The following is a 20,175-nucleotide window of genomic DNA, read 5'->3' on the forward strand; positions in this document are numbered from 1 at the left end:
CCTGATAAGCGCGTTTGACCTGCGGGCTTTGAAAGCATCCAAACGACGCAAGCCTGGCAACACTTCACTGCAAAAAGTCATTATGGTATGAATAGCTAGCTACGTATGAGTATACATGGCGGTAGATTGGTAACGTCCATTATGAGGTGAGCATTGAACAATCCCCTCGGCCAGGCCCCCTTGTTGAGTATGTCACTGGGAGAAGTGAGGGAATCCACGTCTTCCACTGAGGTATCCCTACAAAAAACACTCCAAGCAATCCGCAAGCACCTTAATTTGGAGGTCGCTTTCATTTCCAGAATTGAGGGTAATCAACGCTCGCTGGAACTGGTCGACAAGGCCGATGACGACTTGCCTGTCAATGCCGGTGACAACGGCCCCTGCGAAGACAGTTATTGCCAACGCGTGATTGACGGGCGCTTGCCTGAGCTGATCCATAATGCACAACAGGTACCTGAAGCTTTACGCCTTGAAGCCACGCAACGTTTACCCATAGGGGCTCATCTCAGTGTGCCCATCCGTATGCCGGATGACAGCATCTACGGGACCTTATGCTGTTTCGACCGTCAACCTGACGCCACGCTGAACAGTCGTGACCTGGCCATGATGCATGTATTTGCCGAGTTTGCCGCCGATCAGCTGGCCCATCAGGACAAACAGCGCCAGGAAAACAGGGAACTCACATCGCGCATCAACCATGTGTTGGAGCACGGGCTTCTATCCTGTGTTTTTCAGCCGATGCATGACCTGCTCAATCAACGTATTGCCGGATATGAAGCGCTCACACGATTTAACACCACCCCTCAACGCTCCCCCGACAAGTGGTTCAAAGAAGCTGCCAGGGTCGGCCTGCAGGAAACTCTCGAAGTAACCGCCATACAGCATGCCCTTGAGCACTTCCCCTGTTTGCCGGATTCCACCTACCTGTCTCTCAATGCTTCACCGAGCACCATCCTATCTGACCGTCTACGTGAGGTATTAGCCCCCTATCCGCTGGATCGCCTGATGCTTGAGGTAACCGAACATGACGTTGTTGACGACTATACCAGCCTGTGTCAGGCGCTGAGTGACCTTCGCGCACAGGGGTTACGCGTAGCCATTGATGATGCGGGTGCCGGGTATGCCAGCTTTCGTCACATTCTCGAGCTGGCTCCTGACATCATCAAACTGGATAAGTCCCTGACTCGCGACATTGACTCACGCCCAGAGAATCAGGCCCTGGCTGCCGCCCTGGTCGGGTTTGCTTCCAAAACACGCAGCCGCTTGATTGCTGAAGGCGTGGAAACCCAGCAAGAACTCGACACCTTAAAACATATTGGCGTCCAGAAGGTGCAAGGCTACCTGCTGGGAAAACCCGGCCCCTTGCTTTATAGCGGCGCGTAGAACCATGCAAAGGCAGCCGCGAGAGTCAACGGCATGACGATCAGGCTACCCAGATTGCCAATCAGCACCAGAGACGCGACATGATGCGGCGACAGCTTGTACTGTTCGGCAACCAGATAATTCAATACAGCAGGCGGTAAGGCTGCAAATACCAGCAAAACGGCCAGTTGTAACGGCTCAAGCGGTAATAACCACATCAAGGGCAGGGCAATGACCAGCCCGGAAAGCGGACAAAGCAGCGCCCCCAGCATGCCGGTGCGCCAGTCGCTGAAATCAATTTCCAGCAGGCGAACCCCGAGGGCAAACAGCATAAGCGGAATACACACTCCCCCCAGCATATGCATGGCTTCCAGCAACCAGCCCGGTAGCGGCACACCCCCCATGTTGACCCCGAGCCCGAGCAGACTGGCAAACACTATCGGCATTTTCAGCAGACGCCACAGCGGGGTTCTTGGGTCCAGCATGTAAAGCCCGACCGAAAAATGCAGCAGCATTTCAACAATGAAGACCACGACGGCAGCCGGTAGCGCCTGTTCCCCAAAGGCCAGCACAATCAGCGGTACGCCCATGTTGCCGGAGTTGTTGAACATCATTGGTGGCAGGAACGTCTTCACATCCAGCTTCAACCATTTGACCAGCGGCCACAGCACCAGGCCGGAGCCCAGCACCACGCAGGCGGCGGCCAGGGCAAGCCAGGCATAATCCGCCAGCGGTGCCTGGCGGTCAGCCAGCACGGCAAATACCAGCAGTGGTACAAAAAGCTCCATATTGAGGGTATTGAGGCTACGGATATCCGGCGTCCGGAAACGTCCATAAGCAGCGCCGCATCCCGCTATCAGAAATACCGGCAGCAGGGTCGCCAGAATATGATTGAGCACTTAGTCTTCCTCGCCCATGAAGTGGATCCATAACTGCCTGACGGTTGCCCGCTCCTCGCTGAACGCGTTAGCGTCAAGTACGGCTTTTTCTCCCGTCAGGGCGGCGCGATGCGTGGTACTCCGGTAAGCCAGGTAGGCCTCTCGCAGCTGCACCGCTTGCTGACGGGGTAAGTAGTCACTTTCTTCCAGGGTTTCCAGAATACGGATATTGTCGCTATGGGCCAGCAAGGCGGGGACCTCATGGGCAAACGCCAGGACGGCGTATTGGCAGATAAATTCGATATCCACCATGCCACCGGCATCCTGCTTGAGGTTGAAGGTATCGGCTTTCTTGCTGGCCAGGTGATCACGCATCTTGTGACGCATCTTGACCACATCAGCGCACAGCGCCTCCCGGTCGCGAGGCTGAGCGAGGATGTCGCCGCGTAGCGCGTTGAACTTGGCGGCCAACTGCTCATTGCCTGCCACCACCCGCGCGCGCACCAGCGCCTGATGTTCCCAGGTCCAGGCGTTGTCGCGCTGGTAATCAGCAAAGGCGTCCAGAGAAGTCACCAGCAGCCCGGCGTTGCCGGATGGGCGCAGACGCATGTCCACTTCATACAGGCTGCCTGCTGGCGTCACCGCCGTCAGCAGATGGATGACCCGCTGCCCCAGACGCGTGAAAAACACGGGTGTATCAATCGGTCGTGGACCATCTGTCGCGCCCTTGCCGTCACTGTCGTGCAGGAACACCAGATCCAGATCAGAGCTGTAGCCAAGCTCGATTCCGCCCAGCTTGCCGTAGCCGACAATCAGAAAGTCCGGCACTTCCCGCTGCATCCCCTCAGGGGTACCGTGCTTGCGCGTCAGGTGCTTCCAGGCCATGGCCAGGACAGCATTCAGTATGACTTCGGCAATATAGGTCAGGTAGTCACTGACCTTCATCAGATGGCGGGTGCCCGCGATATCCGACGCTGCCACATGAAGCGTCTGGGCATGTTTGAACACCCGCAGCGCCTCCAGCAAGGCTTCCTCATCGTCTTCGGGAATACGGTTGAGCGTCTGGCGCAACTCATCGGCCAGACGCGTCTTGTCTGCGGGTGTGTAGAGCGATTCCGGGTTCAGCAATTCATCAAGCAGAATCGGGTAGCGTGCCAGGTGCTCGGCGATCCAGGGGCTGGCGGAGCACAGGTGCATCAAGTGTTCCAGTGCATGGGGATTTTCTCGTAACAACGCCAGGTAGGCGGTGCGCCGTAACACCGCTTCCAGCAGGGGCTGAACGCGCGGCAAGGCGGTGTCTGGGCGGTCACTTTGCGCCAGTGCATCCAGCAATAACGGCATCAGGGCATCCAGGCGCTCAAAACCGATCCGCTGCATATTCTGCACCTGACGGGAATGATACAACTGATGCAGCCGTTTCAGCGCATCCGCCGGTTGACTAAAGCCCGCCTCCGACAGTTTGGCCTCGGCGACGTCTTGGTCCAGCTCACCGCGCCACAGCAGGCGCCACTGTTCAAGCGCCTGGGCCTGGCTATCATGGGCATCTTCAATGTCATCTTCCGGGTCGGCAATCACGGCGTCAAAATGGCGGCGCACCCGGGCGCGGGTCTCATCCAGACGTGCCATCACGGCTGGCCAGTCCTCCATCTCCAGCGCCAGGGCAACCCGCTCACGGTCAAGGTCATTATCCGGCAGGCGCTGGGTCTGGCGGTCTTCCAGGCCCTGAAGGATGTGCTCAAGGTCACGCAGGAAAGCGTAGTCCGGCAGTAGTTCGTCCACCACCGGCTGGGGCAACAGGCCCAGATCCGGCAGGCGCTTGAGCGCTCGATGTAGTGAGGTGACCTGCAGCTCGGTATCACGCCCGCCGCGGATCAGTTGAAAGGCCTGAACCACAAACTCGACCTCACGGATACCGCCGGGGCCTAACTTGATGTTGCCTTCAATGCCCTTGCGCTTGACCTCCCGGTTGATCATTGCCTTGAGTTCGCGCAGCGATTCAATCGCGCCAAAATCCAGATACTTGCGGTAGACAAAAGGCCGCAGGCTGGCCAGCAGCTCGTCCCCGGCATCCCGCTCACCGGCTACCGGGCGGGCCTTGAGCATGGCATAACGCTCCCATTCGCGCCCCTGATCCTGATAGTAGGCGGAAAGCGCTGCAAAACTGCCCACCAGGGGGCCACCATCGCCCAGCGGGCGCAGGCGCATATCGACGCGAAAAGCAAAACCATCCGCTGTGACCGCATCCAGTGCGGCAATCAGCTTCTGCCCCAGCTTGGTAAAATATTCCTGATGTTCCAGTGATTTGCGCCCGCCCCGGGTCTCACCGTTTTCAGGGAACGCAAAAATCAGGTCGATATCCGAGGACAGGTTAAGCTCACCGGCGCCCAACTTTCCCATGCCCAGAACGACCAGCCGCTGTTCGCTGCCATCCGCGCGCAAAGCGGGATACCCCCAGCGAGGCGCCAGAAAGGTTTCCAGCCAGCCAAGCGCGGCCTCCAGGCAAATCTCCGCCAGGGTCGTCACTGCCGCAGCGGTATCCCACATGGTGTAACCTGCAGGACGATTCAGATCCCGCCACACAATACCCAGCATACGGGCGCGGCGAAATCGCCGGATGACACTGTGCATGGTCGCTTCGTCTTCGGCTTCATCGAGGCGCTCTGTCAGCCAGCTGACCTGAAGATCACGCGCCGGCGTGGCATCCAGCTCGCCTGCCGTATCCAGCTCAAACAGCACGTCAGGTGTCCGCGCCAGGGTATCCAGCGCAAACGTTGAAATGCTGATGACCCGCAAAAGCGCAGCCCAACGTTGCCTGGATAGCCCTGCCCAGTTTTCCGACGGCGGCTCCTGCCCTGTCATCGAGGCAATGTTGTCAGCCTGGGCAAGGGCTTCGTTCAGTCGCGTACGCGCCTGTTCAGCTGGCGACTGTAAAGGCGTTGGCAGTGTATCAATCGCTAGACAATGATCATCCAGTTGCATGTATTTCTCCTCAGGTCGACTTACCCGAAAAATTTCTGCCAGGCCAGCAGCCCCCAACACAGCCCGGCCAGCAACAGCGCCAGCATCACGGCTGCCGAGCCGATATCCTTGGCCCGCCCGGAAAGCTCGTGCTTTTCCGGGCCAATCCGGTCCACCACGCTTTCCACCGCACTGTTAAGCAACTCAGTGATCAGGACCAACAGACAGGAGCCCATCAGCATCAGCCAGCTAATCGGGTCATCGGCAATCCACCAGGCCAGAGGCAGTAATACGACGCTCAGCACCACTTCCTGGCGAAACGCGGCTTCATGGCGAAACGCCGCCCGCAACCCCTTGAGCGAATAGCGGGTCGAGTGCACCAGGTGCTTCAGGCCTGTTTGACTGGGTTTCATGGCGTTTCCTTGCGTCTCCTGACGGGTTTGGTTTTTTCAGTGACCGCTTGATCGGCATCAGTGCGTCAGAATCATGGCATCCAGATCCTGAGACAACGGCGCCAGCACATCCGACCAGCTTAAATAGGGCGTGCGGGCATTACCATTGACCAGCACACTGAACACCCCCCAGCGCCCAGAGGCCGTGCGGAAATAACCGGCAGCGGCGCGGACGGCAAACGGCTGGTTCAGGGTGCCGGTCTTGATCATGACATTGTTCTGGAACGTTTGCGGACCACGCCGGATAAAGCGCATGACACCGTTCACCGGCGACTGGAAAGCGGCGACAAAACTGGGAAAAAGGGCTGTTTCATGAAACATCGATTCCAGCATCACATTGACGCCGTGGGCACTGGTGCGGTTGCCGGTGGTCAAGCCACTGCCGCTTTCAAAGGTCGCCGAGCCATGGCCCGGCAGGCCCCTGGCAAAGCCTTCCAATGCCTGCCCTGCCTGATGCAACTCAGCCCGCGGCGTCTCCACCAGGGTCAGCGCCAGCACATCGGCCATATAGTTGTTGGAATAATTCATGGTCCGCAGCAGCAGTTCCTGAAGCGGCTTGCCCTCCACGACGGCGAGCGTTTGTGTCCATTGTGGCAGGCGTTCCGCACTGACCCGGGGCGCATCTGTCATGGCGATACCCGCCCGAGTGAGCATGGCATGTAGGGTCTGTGCGGTTTGGGCGGCACTGTCACTGGCACCACGATAGATATCCCGCGCCCTGGCGTTGGTCGAGATCTGCCCGCTGATGCGCATCAGATCGCCATTGGCGTCTGTTACACGCTCCACGCTTAGCTCGGTGCCACTGTTATCCGGTTTTGTGATGACGCGATTATCGACCCGCACCAGGGAAGACGGGCCATCGCAGTGAGTGATTCGGGCCGCTTGCCCTGAGCGGCTGGCAGGGGCCACATTCACACACCAGTTACCAAAGTTGACGCCTGCCGATGACAGGGGCGCGCTATAGCTGTTATCAACCCGGGTGCGAGCCTCACAGCGATCAGTGGTCAGGCATTGTACCGGCCCAAACCGCCACTGGTTGACTACCAGGGCACCACGCACCTCACGCACACCCGCCTGCTGCAGGCGTTGAACCAGACGCCAAAGGTCTTCACTGGTCAGGCCCGGGTCGCCACCTCCGTCAAAGATGAGGTCCCCCGAGAGTACGCCATTGTCATCCAGCTCAGCCAGACTTGCCAGGCGAGTGGTAAAACGGTGCTGAGGGCCAAAACGGCTTAGCGCCGCGGCCGCCAGGTACGCCTTGGTGACCGATGCCGGCGAGCGTAACGCCTGTGGATTGATCTGCCCAAGGGTGGCTTTGGGCGCATCGATCAGACGTGCTTCAGCGCTGATGACAAAGCCTTTCTGCTGCAACTGGGCAAGGCGTGAAAAATCTGCCAGCGCCAAGGGGCTAATCAGCATTGCGCTCATGGCCACCAGGGCGCCACCCATACCCAGGGCCCGCCAGCGGCTGAAAAATGGCTTGTCTGTGGTGTGCTGCTTGGCGAACCTGTGCGTCTTCATAGTAACGCCTGCCCTATAACGGTCGTCGGTGGATTGACTCAGTGCACGCTCATCTTTGAAAACACCTGCAGCACGACAACGCCGGAAACAATCAACCCAAGTCCCAGCACACCCGGCAGGTCCGGACGCTCACCAAATACCACCATACCGACAAGGGTCACCAGCACAATACCCAGACCTGCCCAGATCGCATAGGCCATCCCGACAGGGAGCACCCGCAGCGCCAGCCCCAACAGATAAAATGCCAGCCCATAGCCGAATACGACCAGAAGACTGGGCCACAGCCGGGTAAAACCATCCGAGGCTTTCAGCGCACTGGTCGCCACCACTTCAGCCACCACGGCCAATACAAGATAGATAAAGGTCATCGCGATTCCAATGCAACGGTGAGTCTCCACAGGGTCTGGCCACTGCGGGCGTACTTCGCCTCAAAGGGCGTGAGGTAGTCGTCATGCGGATCATGGCAAGCGATATCGGCCGACTGGCCGGTCACCTGCGCCACCGCCTGGGCAAATTCTTGCACGTATATCGACCAGTTGGAGCGCAGATCCAGGTGCCCGCCCAGGGCGAGCAGGGCGGGCAGTACCGGGTGGCCGTGCCAGCGCATTTTCAAATGAGCCGCCTTGGGATAAGGGTTAGGGTACAGCAGAAAGTGGCGTTGTGGTGCCCAACCTGCATCAAGCGCCAGTCGCCAGAAATCGACCAGATCCGCGCGTACCAGGCAGGCGTTATCCGGCACGGCCCCATGGTCACGCCCGAGCCGGTCCGCACTGCGGTCCACCCCGATAACGGCATGCTCTGGAAAGCGTTGCGCCAACCGCCGGGTAGACAGCCCCACCCCACAACCGGCATCCAGTATCAGCGGCGCAGCCTGAGACTGCAGCCACTGGTCGGCCTGCTCGAACGCTCGCCGGTTATGATCTGCCAAGGGCTTACGCAGCGGATGCTCAAGCGCTCGCGCCACCCTGCGACCCACGTCTTCATGCGGCCCTGTCTGATTGGAAATCACCGCGCGGGAAGCGTACTGCATGGCGATTCTGCCCCTGAATTGATAAAAAAAGGAAGATTATACCCGTCTGGCGGGGTTCCAGCATGACGCCATTGCATGCCCGGTGCTATGATCATAAGCCAGTCAATGACCAAGGTTATACAACAGACACTGATAAGATGCTGTGTCTGATGGCATAAACGGGTCACATCTTAACAATGTTTTTAATGACGTTCTTCATGACGTCTAAACAACTACCGCACCACGAGGAACCCGGATTGTCACACTTACCGGTGATTGTCGGCATGGGCGGCATCAATCCCGCCGGCAGAACCTCGGGCCATCAGGCCTTTCGCCGCACCGTACTTGATGCACTGCCTGCCGATCAGCAACGTCAGACGCTGCAGAGCCTGGCAGCCTTGATGCGTCTTGATACATCAGCCGACGGCACGCCGTTGCCAGATGCTGAACTGCGCGACGCTGTGCTGCGCCACACCTTGATACGCCGCAACGAAGACCCGCGCTTCAATGCACCAGGAATGCCGGCCAATCGGCGTGCATCGATGACATTGGATGCACCCTTGCGCGTCGAACTCAGGCGCCGCGAGCTACCTGATCACCTGCCTGCCTACTGGCAGGTGCGCGAGCTTGATTCCAGGCGCGTCGAAGTCAGCGTCCCGGCAGGTGATCTCAACGTGCTGCTGCCAGACAGGCAGATGCCCCGTGTCCGCGCGGCTGGCCAGTTGCCCAGCGGCTTTGATCCTGCCGCCCTGTATCGTAGCGTGCATCATCCACGCGGGCTCTCCATGACTATTTTCAGCGCCAGCGACTGTCTGGGCGCCAGTGGCTTCGAGTGGGAACAGCTGAGCCAGCAGCTGGACCCCGATCAGATTGCGGTGTATGCCGGCAATTCCATTGGCCAGCTGGATGAACAGGGCTGGGGTGGGCTGCTGAAGAGCCTGGTCAGCGGCCAGCGCGCCACCTCCAAACAGATGCCGCTGGGCTATGGCCAGATGCCCGCTGACTTCCTCAATGCCTATGTGCTGGGCAGTGTGGGCGGCACAGGTGCGGCGCTGGGCGCCTGCGCCAGCTTTCTGTACAACCTGCGCCTGGGCATTGACGATATTCGCGCTGGCCGGCGGCGGGTTGTCATGGTGGGCACTGCTGATGCTCCGATCACACCGGAAATCATCGAAGGCTTCCGCGCCATGGGTGCCCTGGCCGACGATGAGAGTCTCAAGGCGCTGGATGCCATCAGCCTGCTCAGCGATGCCGACTATCAGCGCGCCTGCCGCCCTTTCGCGCGCAATTGCGGTTTTACCATGGCGGAATCCAGCCAGTTTGTCATGCTGATGGATGACACCCTGGCGCTGGACACCGGCGCCGATATTCTCGGCGCGGTGCCCGAGGTATTTGTCAACGCGGACGGCTATAAACGCTCGATTTCGGCACCGGGTATCGGTAACTACATCACGCTGGGCAAAGCGGCCTCCCTGGTGCGTAGTATCCTGGGTGAACAGGCGCTGCAACAGCGTACTTACCTGCATGCCCACGGCACCAGCACACCCAAGAACCGCATTACTGAATCCCACGTCTTTGATGAGATAGCCCGAGCCAACAGCATTACCCAGTGGCCGGTGGTTGCCGTCAAGGCGTTTGTCGGCCATTCACAGGGGTCTGCCGCCGGTGACCAGCTGACCAGCGCCCTGGGCAGTTTTGCCCATGGCCTTCTGCCGGGCATTCCCACCCTGGATGCCGTCGCCGATGATGTGTATGCCGAACGTCTGGGCTTTTCATCCGCCAGCCAGGCATTCCAGGCGGATGCGGCCTTTATCAACGCCAAGGGCTTTGGTGGCAACAACGCGACCGGTGTGGTGCTGTCGCCAGAGGTTACCGAGCGACTGCTTGTCCAGCGCCATGGCAAGTCAGCGGTCAGCGCCTGGAAGGCTCGCCGTGACAGCGTGCGCCACACCGCCGCCCAGTACCTAAACCAGGCAGACCGTGGCCTTTACCAGCCACGCTACCAGTTTGGCGAACAGGTCCTGGAAGGGCCTGAGCTGGAGGTTCATGCCGACCACATTGCGATACCCGGCTATCGACAGGCCGTATCATTGAATGTTGATAATCCCTTCGGTCAACTGACAGATCCGTTTTTTGAAGACCCATCGCCAGAGGACGCGCCATCGTGATGAATATCGCCGTCTATCCAGGCACTTTCGACCCGATTACCAACGGCCACTTCGATCTGATCGAACGCGGTGCACGGATGTTCGACAAGATCGTTATCGCCGTTGCCGAAAGCCCCGGCAAGCGCCCCACGCTGGACCTGGAGATCCGCAAGTCGCTGACTGCCCAGGTGTGTGCAGGGCTTCATAACGTTGAAGTCATCGGCTTTTCCTCGCTATTAACCACCATGATGTACGAGCAGAAGGCCACCATCATCCTGCGTGGGTTGCGCGCGGTGTCAGACTTCGAATATGAGCTTCAGCTGGCCAATATGAACCGCGCCCAGAACCCTGAGCTGGAAAGCGTCTTTCTTACCCCAGCAGTGGAAAACTCGTATATTTCGTCGACTATCGTACGCGAGATTGCCAAACTCGGCGGAGATGTCTCACCCATGGTACATCCAGAGGTCGCACAGGCACTGTATAGGCACTACAATAGTTGACCATCAGTCTATTGTTGAGTAAAACACTCAGGTATATGCCATTGGACATACCAGTGGCAAAACCTTACGCGAGGTAACCCCATGGCCCTGATGATTACCGATGAGTGCATCAACTGCGATGTCTGCGAACCGGAATGCCCCAACGATGCCATCTCGCCCGGCGAGGAAATCTATGTGATCGACCCCAACCTGTGTACCGAATGCGTGGGTCATTACGATGAGCCGCAATGCCAGCAGGTATGCCCGGTGGACTGTATTCCTCTCGATCCCGACAAGCGCGAAACACACGATGAGCTGATGGAAAAGTACCACCAAATCACCGATAAATGAGCCATTGAGCGATGAAACTGCGTCTACCTGCTGTTGACTTTCACCCGATATGACCCTGTTTCTGACGTGACCAGCCGCTCATCCGCTCCACCGCGCCAGCGCATCTGGATGCTGGCGTGGCCAATCATCCTGTCCAATATTACGGTCCCCCTGCTGGGGTTGGTGGACACCGCTGTGGTGGGCCACCTGCCGGATGCCCGCTATCTGGCATCCGTCACCCTGGGGGCTACCCTGTTCAGCTTTCTTTACTGGGGATTCGGATTTCTGCGCATGGGCACCACAGGCTTGACGGCTCAGGCGGTGGGCCGGGAAAGCGACAGCGAGGTGCGCAACCTGCTGGGCCAGGCACTTATCCTGGCGATGGTTATCGGCACTTTACTGATTGTCTTTGCCACCCCCCTGGTATCTCTGGGCCTATGGCTTCTCGATGGCAGCGCAACCGCTACCCCGCTGGCACGCGAATATGCCCAGATCCGGATTTATTCAGCGCCAGCGGTGCTGGCCAATTACGCCATACTGGGCTGGTTTCTCGGCCAACAGAATTCACGCGTCACCCTGATGATTCTGGTGCTTACCAATAGTGTCAATATTGTGCTGGATATCTGGTTTGTGGTCGGGCTGGAAATGACGTCTGACGGCGTGGCCTGGGCCAGTGTGCTCGCCGACTATTCGGCGCTACTGCTGGGGATCTATCTGGTCAGCCGTCAACTCAAGCAGCTTGACGGGTATTTCCTGAAAAGCCAGCTACTCGCCTTAAGCGCTTACCGGGCGCTATTTCATGTCAATGCCCATCTTTTTGTACGCACCCTGGGGCTGCTGTTTGCCATGGCCTTTTTCACCGCTCAGGGTGCTCGCCAGGGCGACACCATACTGGCAGCCAATGCGGTCTTACTACAGTTTATCCTGCTGGTCAGCTATGCCTTGGACGGTTTTGCGCACGCCGCAGAATCACTGGTCGGGCGCGCCTTTGGCAAGCGCGACTGGGTGGCTTTTGCCACCACGATCAAGGCCGCCGCGCGTTTTTCCTTCTGGACGGCCCTGGCCGCTTCGCTGGCGTTTGCGCTGGGCGGCAACACCCTGATTGCCTTGCTCACTGGCCTGCCCGAAGTGCGTGAAACCGCCGCTGTTTACCTGCCCTGGATGGTAGTCATGCCGCTGTTGGCCGTCTGGAGCTACCTGCTGGACGGTGTGTTTATCGGTACCACAGCCGTGGTAGAAATGCGCAACAGCATTTTTATCGGCCTGGCGGTGTACCTGCCTGCCTGGTGGCTTTCCCAGCAGCTTGGAGATTGGCACAATCACGGCCTGTGGCTCGCCTTTACCCTGTTTACCCTGGTGCGCTCCGCCGTACTGCTTGGCTACTATCGCCATTACCGGCTGACCCGCTGGCACGACTGACCCCGGATTGACGATGGACAAGACAGACTCGCCTCGATTAACGTTAACGTCTTAATGATCATTAAACGTCGCGATACAACCTCGACCCCAATGTCCAATAACGAGAAGCGAGCACGCCATGTTGAAGTTTGTTTCAAAACCTGCCGTCAAGCTGGTGGAGCGTTATCTACCTGACCCTTACGTCTTTGTTCTGCTGCTCACCATTATCGCTGCCTTCGCGGCCATTGCCGTTGAGCGCCAGACGCCGTTGGACGTGTTGCGCATGTGGGGTGACGGTTTCTGGAACCTGCTGACCTTTTCCATGCAAATGTTGCTGGTGCTGGTCACCGGTTTCATGCTGGCCAATTCACCGCCTGTGAAGCGCTTGCTGCAAAGACTGGCCAACGTCGCCAGGACCCCTGGTGGCGCCATCATGCTGGTGACCTATGTGTCGCTGGCCGCCAGCTGGATCAACTGGGGGTTTGGCCTGGTCGTCGGCGCGCTGTTTGCCAAGGAACTGGCCAAGCTGATCCGCGTTGATTATCGCCTGCTGGTGGCCAGCGCCTATTCCGGCTTTGTGGTCTGGCATGGCGGCCTGGCGGGGTCAGTACCCTTGACCATTGCCACTGACGGCCATTTTACCGCTGACCAGATCGGCGTGATTGGCACCGGGTCAACCATTTTTGCCTTTTTCAACCTGGCCATCGTGGTGTGCATGTTTATCGCGATTCCGCTGGTCAACCGCTTGATGCTGCCCGATGACAAGGACAGCGTTTATGTCGACACCGAACGGCTTAATGATGATACCGATGCACAGCCGATGAGACTGACCCGCCCGGCAGAACGCCTGGAAAACAGCGTTACCCTGGCCTGGCTGGTCGGCATCCCGGGGCTTCTGTTCATGCTCGACCACTTTCTGCTGCGCGGTGGCGGTCTGAACCTCAACGTGGTGAATTTCCTCTTCCTGTTTCTTGCCATTGTGCTGCATCGCACGCCCCGCAGCCTGCTGAACAGCCTGAATGAGGCCATCAAGGGCGGGGCGGGCATCGTCATCCAGTTTCCGTTTTACGCCGGCATCATGGCGATCATGGTCCAATCCGGGCTGGCCACCAGCATGTCGGAATGGCTGGTTTCCTTCGCTACCGAGACGTCTCTGCCTTTCTGGACGTTCCTGAGCGCGGGCATTGTCAATCTTTTCGTCCCCTCCGGTGGCGGCCAGTGGGCCGTGCAGGCACCGGTGATGCTGCCCGCCGCTGAGGCACTGGGCGCCGATATTCCGCGCATTGCCATGGCGGTGGCCTGGGGGGATGCCTGGACCAATCTGCTGCAGCCCTTCTGGGCACTGCCGGTGCTTGCCATCGCGGGCCTGAAAGCCAAGGACATCATGGGCTTCTGCCTGATTCAGCTGTTTATCACCGGGGCGATCATTTCCGCCGGCCTGGTCTGGTTCTAGGGAGCCTGCGATGTCAACGCAAACATCCGCGCGGGAGGCACAGCCTCCCGGCCAGCGCGACCTATCAATGACAGTGCTGATGACGCCTGATATGGCCAACTTCAGCGGCAAGGTGCATGGCGGGGCTATCCTGAAAAAGCTTGATGAGGTTGCCTACGCCTGTGCCAGCCGCTATTCAGGCCACTATGTGGTCACCCTTTCCGTGGACCAGGTACTGTTCAAGCAGCCTATTCATGTGGGAGAGCTGGTCACTTTTCTGGCCTGCGTCAACTACGTTGGGCACTCCTCAATGGAAATTGGCGTCAAGGTGGTGGCCGAGGACATCCGCCACAAGGTCATTCGCCACACCAACAGCTGTTATCTGAGCATGGTGGCGGTTGACCCGCAGGGCAAGCCTGCTCGCGTCCCTCCACTCACCCTGGAAACCCCCTTGCAGAAACTGCGTTTTGAAAAAGCGGAATTGCGCAAGAAACTACGCAAACAGGCCGAACAGGAAGAAGCCCAAACCCACCGGAACCATCAGGCTGCCCAACCGTGATTGAAGTCCGCCGGCTTAGTCAGCCGCATCCTGCAGCACGCGTCCGCCTTCCTGCACATCCTGACCCACACCGGATACCGTGTTGCAGCCGCTCAAGGCACCCAGCAACACGAGTACCAGGGTACTGGCGAATAACGTTTTCCTACTCATCAATGATTGCATTGAACAGCCTCTATATTGTGAATGATTGTTTCTGACACGCGTTCAAGCGCGCCGTACCCCTTCAGCATAGAGCCTGTAGTGACCTGGGGCCAGAGACTGTTATGCTTGTGACGAATGTGCTGATAACCAAGGAGCTGTGATGAATGATATCGCCCTCGATGAACGGCTTGAAGCAGACACCTTTCCAGTGACTGAGCTACCGCTATGCCGCGTTCTGTTGATGAATGACACCCGCTTTACCTGGGTGATTCTGGTGCCACGTCTACCGGGGGTCAGCGAAGTATTTGATCTGGATGAGGAAAGCCAGCAGCAGCTCTGGCGAGAAGCATCAGCACTGGGAGCCGTCATGAAGGATGCCTTTGAGGGCGACAAGGTCAATATTGCCGCTTTGGGCAATGTTGTCAGCCAACTGCATGTTCACGTCATCGTACGCCATAAAAACGATATCGCCTGGCCGGGGCCTGTCTGGGGCATGGGTAACGCCGAGCCCTATACTGCCGATCAACAGGCCAGCGTGCGGGCCCAGCTATTGGCTGAAATTGACGTATTGAATCTGGCCTAGGGTCTGTGGACCGCCTGGCCGGTGAGTGGGTTGGCACCGCGCGTCGGTTCATTGAGCAGTGGCGACCCCACTGGCTGGGTGGCGCTAGTGGCAAACAGTGATAACCCGAGCACCACAATCACGCTGCCCCCGGCCAAGGCCAGCCACGCCGCCAGCCGCTGGCCCAGCTGGCGTTGCTGGCCTGCCAACCTGCGCCTGGCCCAATCGCGCGCAACAATGGTCGCCAGGGCCAGCAGGGAAACCGTCAACCCAGTACCCAACGACATCGCCAGCACGGCGGCCATGCCGAGCAGCACATTGCCCAGCAAGCTGGCAGCGCCCACCATCAGAACGGCGCCGCTGCAGGGGCGAATACCGATGGCCAATACCGTCATCAGGGCGGTGCGCTTGTCCAGCGCCTGCTCAGGCTCAATATGATGGGCACCATGGCAGCAGTGATGGTGGCCTTCTGACCCATGAGCATGGTCCGCTGGGGATGACGTATGCCGGGGCGCATAGGCAACCCGTAATTGACTGACGGCGCGCCAGCATAGCCAGCCGCCCAGGGTGGCCACCAGTAGAAAGCTTACATGCTCAACCGTTGCGACACTGCCCATGGCCTGGCGGGTCACCCAGCCCAGCAGGTAAACCAGCACCACCACCAGAAGAATCGCGGTTACCCCCTGCAACAGGGCAGCCGCAAACGACAACCCCAGTGCCCGGCGGACGGCACCGCCGTGAGAGGCAAGATAGGTGGCCAACACCGCCTTGCCATGCCCTGGCCCGGCGGCATGAAAAACCCCATAGCCAAAACTCACCCCCAGTAGCACGCCCCAGGTAGTGGCCGTTGGCGCCTGAGCAAGCTCGGTCATCGCCAGGGTCAGGGAGCGATGCAGATCACGCTGCCAGGCCAGCAGCTGGTAACTCAGCGTCTGAAAAGCATCGGTGGAAAGCGAGTATCCAAGCAGGCCAATACACACGATCAGCACGGCGAAAAGGGGGAAATAGCGAGATATTACCGGCATGGCAGCTTCCTGACAGTCAATCAGCACAATCGTTATATTATAACAAGAAAGCCATGATCACTCATCGTCAACAGGCCCTAGCGACAATCCATCAGACCGGTTTCAGCGAAATAGCGTCCCAGCCCCGGCTCGCCCTGCTCATCGACATCCAGCATTGCGGCACGCATCACCATCTCGGGATCCGGGTCGGCTGGCGTTACACTCACCGCGCACCCCGGCATTGGCTGCTGCAACGTCAGGGCATTATCGTTGATACGCTGCTGGGTATCCGCTTCGTGAACGACTTCAAGATAATAGGTCGGGTCAAATACCTGATAACTCAGTTGTGAACCTTCCAGCGGCTGGGGCTCGGCGAGCGGCAGGCGAAACATGAAAATCAGGCGGCCGTCGCCGATACGAGTGGTGTATTCGCTGACGTCACCTGTATCAACCGCGTTACCATCACGCTGTATCTCGGTAAAATAACCCATGGGTGCGAGATTATCGCGAATTTCGCGTCCCAGTTCTGCCAACCCTTGTTCCATACTGGCGCCTTCCACCTGACCCAACTCTTCCATCACGACCAGGCTATAGAAAGGATCCATGCGCCAACGTTGCTCAAGGGCGGTCACTCGGCCCTGCTTATCACTGATCACCTTGACGCTCAGATCAATCCAGCCATGGGGATGGCCCTGGGCAACCGAGCTCACCAGCAGCACGCTGACAAGCAGGCTCAGGCGAACGGCTCGCCTGATGATCATGCCCCTGTGAAAAATCTCGTGTCGGGTCATTCAGAAACCGTCCAGCATCAAATATTACTCATCAGCGCTTCAAGGCATCAGCGCCTGCTGCAGTGGCGCACAGAACGCGGTATTGCTGGCATTGTAAGCGTCACGCAATCGCCCCTGGCTATCAATAATGCGCACATCGCGGGTTATCTGCACAGCCATATCGTCCACCACAAGGCTGACATCTTCAATTTGCAGTGCATTGGCACGACGGTCGCCGCCCAATTGAGTACCGATCCCCAGCCCGAAGCGACTGCTTCCTCCCGAGCCGATACCACCAAATACGCTTAAACCGCTGAAAAACCCTCGCTCGTCGATGCGGTCGTCCTGCTTGTTCAGCGGGCGTTCGCGCCAGGCGCTGATAACCCCCAGGGCGCTATCAGTACTGCGCAGAGTGAACCCTTCTTCTTCCAGGACATTGATACTTTTGCGCATGATGGAGACCGTATCGGCTTGCCCATGAGCAAACCGGCATTCCATAGCAGGAACTGATACCGCTTGCGTCTGTTGGTCAGGAGATGTCTGACAGCCTGACAGTGCGACAATCAATAAACTGACTAATCCGATACGTTTCATGGCGTCTTCCTTGTCATGCGCTATGCAATGGTTGATCTCCCAACGAATATGGGCGTTACTCAGACACTGTCATCGCCTTACAGCCTACTCAACAGTGACCTGATCGGTAAGGACATCATGCATATCCTACTCTGCCCCGACAGCTACAAGGAAGCACTCAGTGCCGAACTTGCCGCCAATGCCATGGCGCGTGGCGTGCATAAAGCCGTTCCACACGCAGATATTATCCGTTGTCCCCTGGCCGATGGCGGTGAGGGGAGTCTTGAAGCACTACTTGCAGCCACGGGCGCCCAGCGCATGACCACTCAGGTTGAAGATGCCCTGGGTCGCCCTATTAACGCCCACTGGGGATGGCTCGATACTCAGCGCACCGCCTACATTGAGCTGGCCGAGGCCAGTGGCTTACAGCAACTCACACGGGCAGAACGGGACGCCCGTATCACGTCTACCCGTGGAGTGGGCGATTTGCTGCTGGCAGCGCTTGATCAGGGCGCTGAGAAAGCGTTATTGCTGCTGGGCGGCAGCGCCACCAATGACGCAGGCGCCGGTATGCTCTGCGCCCTGGGTGCCCGGCTTCTGGATAGCCAGGGCGACCCCCTTCCCCCGGGCGGCACCGCCCTGCAACGGCTTGCGACGCTTGATCTGAGCGGCCTGGACAGGCGTCTTGAAAGCCTGACAATAGACGCCGCCGTGGATGTCGACAACCCCTTACTGGGGCCACAGGGGGCCAGTGCCATCTTTGGCCCCCAGAAAGGCGCAACGCCCGAACAGGTTGAGACACTGGACAAGGCACTGGCCCGCTTTGCAGATATCAGCGCTGAACACCTGAGGTGCGACCTCCGCGCCCTGCCCGGCGCGGGCGCGGCCGGCGGCATGGGGTTCGCGACACGCGCCTTTCTGGGCGCTTCGTTAAAACCCGGCATTGAACTGATCATGGATCAGGCTGGCATGGCGGAACATCTGGCCTGGGCTGATCTGGTGGTGACCGGTGAAGGCCGCCTGGACGGCCAGAGCATGGCGGGCAAAACGCCGATCGGGGTCGCAAGGGCGGCCAAACAGGCAGGCAAACCGGTGATCGTCCTGGCAGGCAGCCTGGGTGACGGCTGGCAGGCAGCATACCCGCAGGGCGTGACTGCTGCCTTTGCCCTGGCGGACGGCCCAATGAATCTGGCCGATGCCATGGAGCAGAATGCCTCCCTGCTTGAAGACCGTTGCGAAAGCCTGCTGCGGCTGTGGGTCGCAGGCCCTTGAAAGTCCATTGATACGCCAGCATGTAAAGATGTAATAAGCATAAGACAGCTCTTACGCTCAATTGTCATCATTGCTTAAAAAAACGACCAAGGAGATACCATGAGCGATACCAACAGCATTGGCCTACATTCAGGAAACGCCAGCCAACTGGCAGAAAAACTCAACCACCTGCTGGCCAACTACCAAGTTTTTTATATGAACGTGCGTGGCTATCACTGGAACGTCAGAGGTACTGAGTTCTTTCAGCTACATGAGAAATTTGAAGAGCTTTACACTGACTTGCTGGTCAAGGTGGACGAGGTAGCCGAGCGCATCCTGACCCTCGGCCACCAGCCGGTGCATGCCTATTCCGATTACATGACGCTGTCCAGCATTCAGGAAGACAAGAACGTCAGCGACGGTCAGACCTGCGTCAAGGGCGTGCTCACCGGCTACCAGACGCTGATTGAGCTGCAGCGTGAAGTGCTGGCACTGGCCTCGGATGCCGACGATGAAGGCACCGCCGCCCAGGCCGGCGATTACATCCGCGAGCAGGAAAAAACCGTCTGGATGCTGGGGGCCTATCTGGGTAAGTGATTGATCCTGACAGCCCGATTATAAACCACGGCGTCTTTTAGGCGCCGTTTTCTGCCCGGAACTGATTGATTTTTTTGTCAAACGCTCTCGATCATGCTTCAGGCGCGATGCGTGAATACGCCTGAACACTTCGTGCTCCGGAATATTCTCACGCAGCGTTGTCAGCACCTCATCGGTCAACGACCTGAGCACGTGCAGCACATAACGTTTCGCTCCTGTGGCGTTAGCCAGCTCAATGGCTTACGATCCTGACTGCTCAGCAGGCGCTCGTAATACAGCGTGCTGATCTGGCGTTCCAATGCTCGTACACTCCATCCCTGCTGAATGGCTTCTTGCTGGTACCAAAGGCGCGCGCTGGCATTTTCGATGCGAGAAAGATGGTTATAATGTGACCCGCTCAATTTGCGAGACACTGTCTCTCGTTTTGAGAACGCCTCAGAGAACCGCCACATATTGCGCAAGTTAATAACATCAAAGCCCTTGCCAAACTCACGGGTCAGTTCGCCGGAGAGCCGCTGAAGCTGCTGTTTGCCATAGGCCGCGCGGGAGTCGCCTTGTTGCTCGTCTTCCACAATCAGGCGGCCAATCTGCCAGTAAGTCTGCACCATGGTACTGTTGACTGCCTGCACCACCTGCTGGCGGGCAGTGGCAACCAGCTCGCGGATCTCAGACACCAGCCGGAGGCTGAGATCGCCCTGTGGTTCCTTGTCGTGTTCAGGCAGCATAGTTCAACTCTTTTAAATGCCAGCTTC

Annotated in this window: 21 protein-coding genes; 10 read left to right on the top strand and 11 right to left on the bottom strand. The window is 58.5% G+C overall.

Annotation, left to right across the window (positions count from 1 at the left end; genetic code table 11):
• Positions 1-153: 153 nt before the first annotated feature.
• Complete coding sequence (locus LL947_RS12370) at positions 154-1,383, top strand: sensor domain-containing phosphodiesterase (RefSeq protein ID WP_499833377.1); 1,230 nt, start codon at positions 154-156, stop codon at positions 1,381-1,383.
• On the opposite strand, the gene LL947_RS12375 is transcribed toward LL947_RS12370, so the two are convergent.
• The 6 genes from LL947_RS12375 to trmB all read right to left on the bottom strand — a co-directional run bounded on the left by LL947_RS12375 (position 1,368) and on the right by trmB (position 8,201).
• Positions 1,368-2,261 carry an AEC family transporter gene (locus LL947_RS12375; protein WP_404414287.1) on the bottom strand — a complete coding sequence of 298 codons (894 nt, stop codon included), beginning with the start codon at positions 2,259-2,261 and terminating at the stop codon, positions 1,368-1,370. The genes LL947_RS12370 and LL947_RS12375 overlap by 16 nt on opposite strands.
• Positions 2,262-5,219: a bifunctional [glutamate--ammonia ligase]-adenylyl-L-tyrosine phosphorylase/[glutamate--ammonia-ligase] adenylyltransferase gene (gene glnE / locus LL947_RS12380; protein WP_499833378.1), complete on the bottom strand. Its 2,958-nt coding sequence runs from the start codon at positions 5,217-5,219 to the stop codon at positions 2,262-2,264.
• A 20-nt stretch (positions 5,220-5,239) separates the two neighbouring features.
• Positions 5,240-5,611: a diacylglycerol kinase gene (locus tag LL947_RS12385; RefSeq protein ID WP_404414291.1), complete on the bottom strand. Its 372-nt coding sequence runs from the start codon at positions 5,609-5,611 to the stop codon at positions 5,240-5,242.
• A 57-nt stretch (positions 5,612-5,668) separates the two neighbouring features.
• Complete coding sequence (gene dacB / locus LL947_RS12390; RefSeq protein ID WP_499834425.1) at positions 5,669-7,099, bottom strand: D-alanyl-D-alanine carboxypeptidase/D-alanyl-D-alanine endopeptidase; 1,431 nt, start codon at positions 7,097-7,099, stop codon at positions 5,669-5,671.
• 110 nt (positions 7,100-7,209) lie between these two features.
• Positions 7,210-7,539 (bottom strand): DMT family transporter, encoded by a 330-nt coding sequence (locus tag LL947_RS12395; RefSeq protein ID WP_404414293.1) that lies wholly within the window; start codon positions 7,537-7,539, stop codon positions 7,210-7,212.
• The gene (trmB, locus tag LL947_RS12400) at positions 7,536-8,201 is read right to left on the bottom strand and encodes a tRNA (guanine(46)-N(7))-methyltransferase TrmB (RefSeq protein ID WP_499833379.1); all 666 of its coding nucleotides are present in this window, start codon (positions 8,199-8,201) and stop codon (positions 7,536-7,538) included. The genes LL947_RS12395 and trmB overlap by 4 nt, the downstream gene beginning before the upstream one ends.
• A 263-nt stretch (positions 8,202-8,464) precedes the next feature.
• Here trmB and LL947_RS12405 point away from each other — a divergent pair, with 263 nt between their 5' ends.
• The 6 genes from LL947_RS12405 to LL947_RS12430 all read left to right on the top strand — a co-directional run bounded on the left by LL947_RS12405 (position 8,465) and on the right by LL947_RS12430 (position 14,525).
• Entirely contained in the window at positions 8,465-10,348 is a 1,884-nt protein-coding gene (locus tag LL947_RS12405; RefSeq protein WP_499834426.1) for a beta-ketoacyl synthase, read from the top strand.
• Positions 10,348-10,827, top strand: a complete 480-nt coding sequence (gene coaD / locus LL947_RS12410) for a pantetheine-phosphate adenylyltransferase (protein WP_290823449.1) — start codon at positions 10,348-10,350, stop codon at positions 10,825-10,827. Before LL947_RS12405 ends, coaD begins: the two co-directional genes overlap by 1 nt.
• Positions 10,828-10,908: 81 nt before the next feature.
• Entirely contained in the window at positions 10,909-11,157 is a 249-nt protein-coding gene (locus LL947_RS12415; RefSeq protein ID WP_290823439.1) for a YfhL family 4Fe-4S dicluster ferredoxin, read from the top strand.
• Positions 11,158-11,265: 108 nt separating this feature from the next.
• A complete protein-coding gene (locus LL947_RS12420; RefSeq protein ID WP_499834427.1) occupies positions 11,266-12,555 on the top strand; it encodes an MATE family efflux transporter in 1,290 nt (429 codons plus the stop codon).
• A gap of 118 nt (positions 12,556-12,673) precedes the next feature.
• Complete coding sequence (locus LL947_RS12425) at positions 12,674-13,987, top strand: short-chain fatty acid transporter (RefSeq protein ID WP_290823438.1); 1,314 nt, start codon at positions 12,674-12,676, stop codon at positions 13,985-13,987.
• Positions 13,988-13,997: 10 nt separating this feature from the next.
• A complete protein-coding gene (locus LL947_RS12430) occupies positions 13,998-14,525 on the top strand; it encodes an acyl-CoA thioesterase (RefSeq protein ID WP_290823437.1) in 528 nt (175 codons plus the stop codon).
• Between the two features lie 15 nt (positions 14,526-14,540).
• Here LL947_RS12430 and LL947_RS12435 read toward each other — a convergent pair whose 3' ends face one another.
• Positions 14,541-14,675 carry an entericidin A/B family lipoprotein gene (locus LL947_RS12435; RefSeq protein WP_290823436.1) on the bottom strand — a complete coding sequence of 45 codons (135 nt, stop codon included), beginning with the start codon at positions 14,673-14,675 and terminating at the stop codon, positions 14,541-14,543.
• Positions 14,676-14,826: 151 nt separating this feature from the next.
• On the opposite strand from LL947_RS12435, the gene LL947_RS12440 reads away from it, so the two are divergent.
• On the top strand, positions 14,827-15,249 hold the full coding sequence (locus LL947_RS12440; protein ID WP_404414299.1) for an HIT domain-containing protein: 423 nt from the start codon (positions 14,827-14,829) through the stop codon (positions 15,247-15,249).
• On the opposite strand, the gene LL947_RS12445 is transcribed toward LL947_RS12440, so the two are convergent.
• The 3 genes from LL947_RS12445 to LL947_RS12455 all read right to left on the bottom strand — a co-directional run bounded on the left by LL947_RS12445 (position 15,246) and on the right by LL947_RS12455 (position 17,596).
• Entirely contained in the window at positions 15,246-16,253 is a 1,008-nt protein-coding gene (locus LL947_RS12445; protein WP_499833380.1) for a nickel/cobalt transporter, read from the bottom strand. The two genes, LL947_RS12440 and LL947_RS12445, sit on opposite strands and share 4 nt — an antisense overlap.
• A gap of 77 nt (positions 16,254-16,330) precedes the next feature.
• Positions 16,331-17,023: a DUF1007 family protein gene (locus tag LL947_RS12450; RefSeq protein WP_499833381.1), complete on the bottom strand. Its 693-nt coding sequence runs from the start codon at positions 17,021-17,023 to the stop codon at positions 16,331-16,333.
• A 39-nt stretch (positions 17,024-17,062) separates the two neighbouring features.
• Positions 17,063-17,596 (bottom strand): hypothetical protein, encoded by a 534-nt coding sequence (locus tag LL947_RS12455; RefSeq protein ID WP_290823837.1) that lies wholly within the window; start codon positions 17,594-17,596, stop codon positions 17,063-17,065.
• 117 nt (positions 17,597-17,713) lie between these two features.
• On the opposite strand from LL947_RS12455, the gene LL947_RS12460 reads away from it, so the two are divergent.
• The gene (locus tag LL947_RS12460; RefSeq protein WP_499834428.1) at positions 17,714-18,847 is read left to right on the top strand and encodes a glycerate kinase; all 1,134 of its coding nucleotides are present in this window, start codon (positions 17,714-17,716) and stop codon (positions 18,845-18,847) included.
• A gap of 99 nt (positions 18,848-18,946) precedes the next feature.
• Positions 18,947-19,423: a Dps family protein gene (locus LL947_RS12465; protein ID WP_290823836.1), complete on the top strand. Its 477-nt coding sequence runs from the start codon at positions 18,947-18,949 to the stop codon at positions 19,421-19,423.
• A gap of 176 nt (positions 19,424-19,599) precedes the next feature.
• Here LL947_RS12465 and LL947_RS12470 read toward each other — a convergent pair whose 3' ends face one another.
• Positions 19,600-20,148 (bottom strand): DUF1016 N-terminal domain-containing protein, encoded by a 549-nt coding sequence (locus LL947_RS12470; RefSeq protein WP_499833382.1) that lies wholly within the window; start codon positions 20,146-20,148, stop codon positions 19,600-19,602.
• Between the last annotated feature and the right edge of the window lie 27 nt (positions 20,149-20,175).

Origin of the sequence: Halomonas sp. BLK-85, assembly GCF_044792155.1 — a bacterium.
Taxonomy (GTDB): domain Bacteria; phylum Pseudomonadota; class Gammaproteobacteria; order Pseudomonadales; family Halomonadaceae; genus Vreelandella.

Bases quoted from the DNA above. Each gene is read 5' to 3' on its own strand.
- LL947_RS12470 (WP_499833382.1), bottom strand. From the start codon at position 20,148: ATGCTGCCTGAACACGACAAGGAACCACAGGGCGATCTCAGCCTCCGG.
- LL947_RS12395 (WP_404414293.1), bottom strand. From the start codon at position 7,539: ATGACCTTTATCTATCTTGTATTGGCCGTGGTGGCTGAAGTGGTGGCG.
- LL947_RS12440 (WP_404414299.1), top strand. From the start codon at position 14,827: ATGAATGATATCGCCCTCGATGAACGGCTTGAAGCAGACACCTTTCCA.
- LL947_RS12450 (WP_499833381.1), bottom strand. From the start codon at position 17,023: ATGACCCGACACGAGATTTTTCACAGGGGCATGATCATCAGGCGAGCC.
- LL947_RS12435 (WP_290823436.1), bottom strand. From the start codon at position 14,675: ATGAGTAGGAAAACGTTATTCGCCAGTACCCTGGTACTCGTGTTGCTG.
- coaD (WP_290823449.1), top strand. From the start codon at position 10,348: ATGAATATCGCCGTCTATCCAGGCACTTTCGACCCGATTACCAACGGC.
- LL947_RS12460 (WP_499834428.1), top strand. From the start codon at position 17,714: ATGCATATCCTACTCTGCCCCGACAGCTACAAGGAAGCACTCAGTGCC.
- LL947_RS12415 (WP_290823439.1), top strand. From the start codon at position 10,909: ATGGCCCTGATGATTACCGATGAGTGCATCAACTGCGATGTCTGCGAA.
- LL947_RS12430 (WP_290823437.1), top strand. From the start codon at position 13,998: ATGTCAACGCAAACATCCGCGCGGGAGGCACAGCCTCCCGGCCAGCGC.
- LL947_RS12455 (WP_290823837.1), bottom strand. From the start codon at position 17,596: ATGAAACGTATCGGATTAGTCAGTTTATTGATTGTCGCACTGTCAGGC.
- LL947_RS12420 (WP_499834427.1), top strand. From the start codon at position 11,266: ATGCTGGCGTGGCCAATCATCCTGTCCAATATTACGGTCCCCCTGCTG.
- LL947_RS12445 (WP_499833380.1), bottom strand. From the start codon at position 16,253: ATGCCGGTAATATCTCGCTATTTCCCCCTTTTCGCCGTGCTGATCGTG.
- trmB (WP_499833379.1), bottom strand. From the start codon at position 8,201: ATGCAGTACGCTTCCCGCGCGGTGATTTCCAATCAGACAGGGCCGCAT.
- LL947_RS12425 (WP_290823438.1), top strand. From the start codon at position 12,674: ATGTTGAAGTTTGTTTCAAAACCTGCCGTCAAGCTGGTGGAGCGTTAT.
- glnE (WP_499833378.1), bottom strand. From the start codon at position 5,219: ATGCAACTGGATGATCATTGTCTAGCGATTGATACACTGCCAACGCCT.
- LL947_RS12465 (WP_290823836.1), top strand. From the start codon at position 18,947: ATGAGCGATACCAACAGCATTGGCCTACATTCAGGAAACGCCAGCCAA.
- LL947_RS12385 (WP_404414291.1), bottom strand. From the start codon at position 5,611: ATGAAACCCAGTCAAACAGGCCTGAAGCACCTGGTGCACTCGACCCGC.
- dacB (WP_499834425.1), bottom strand. From the start codon at position 7,099: ATGGGTGGCGCCCTGGTGGCCATGAGCGCAATGCTGATTAGCCCCTTG.
- LL947_RS12405 (WP_499834426.1), top strand. From the start codon at position 8,465: ATGGGCGGCATCAATCCCGCCGGCAGAACCTCGGGCCATCAGGCCTTT.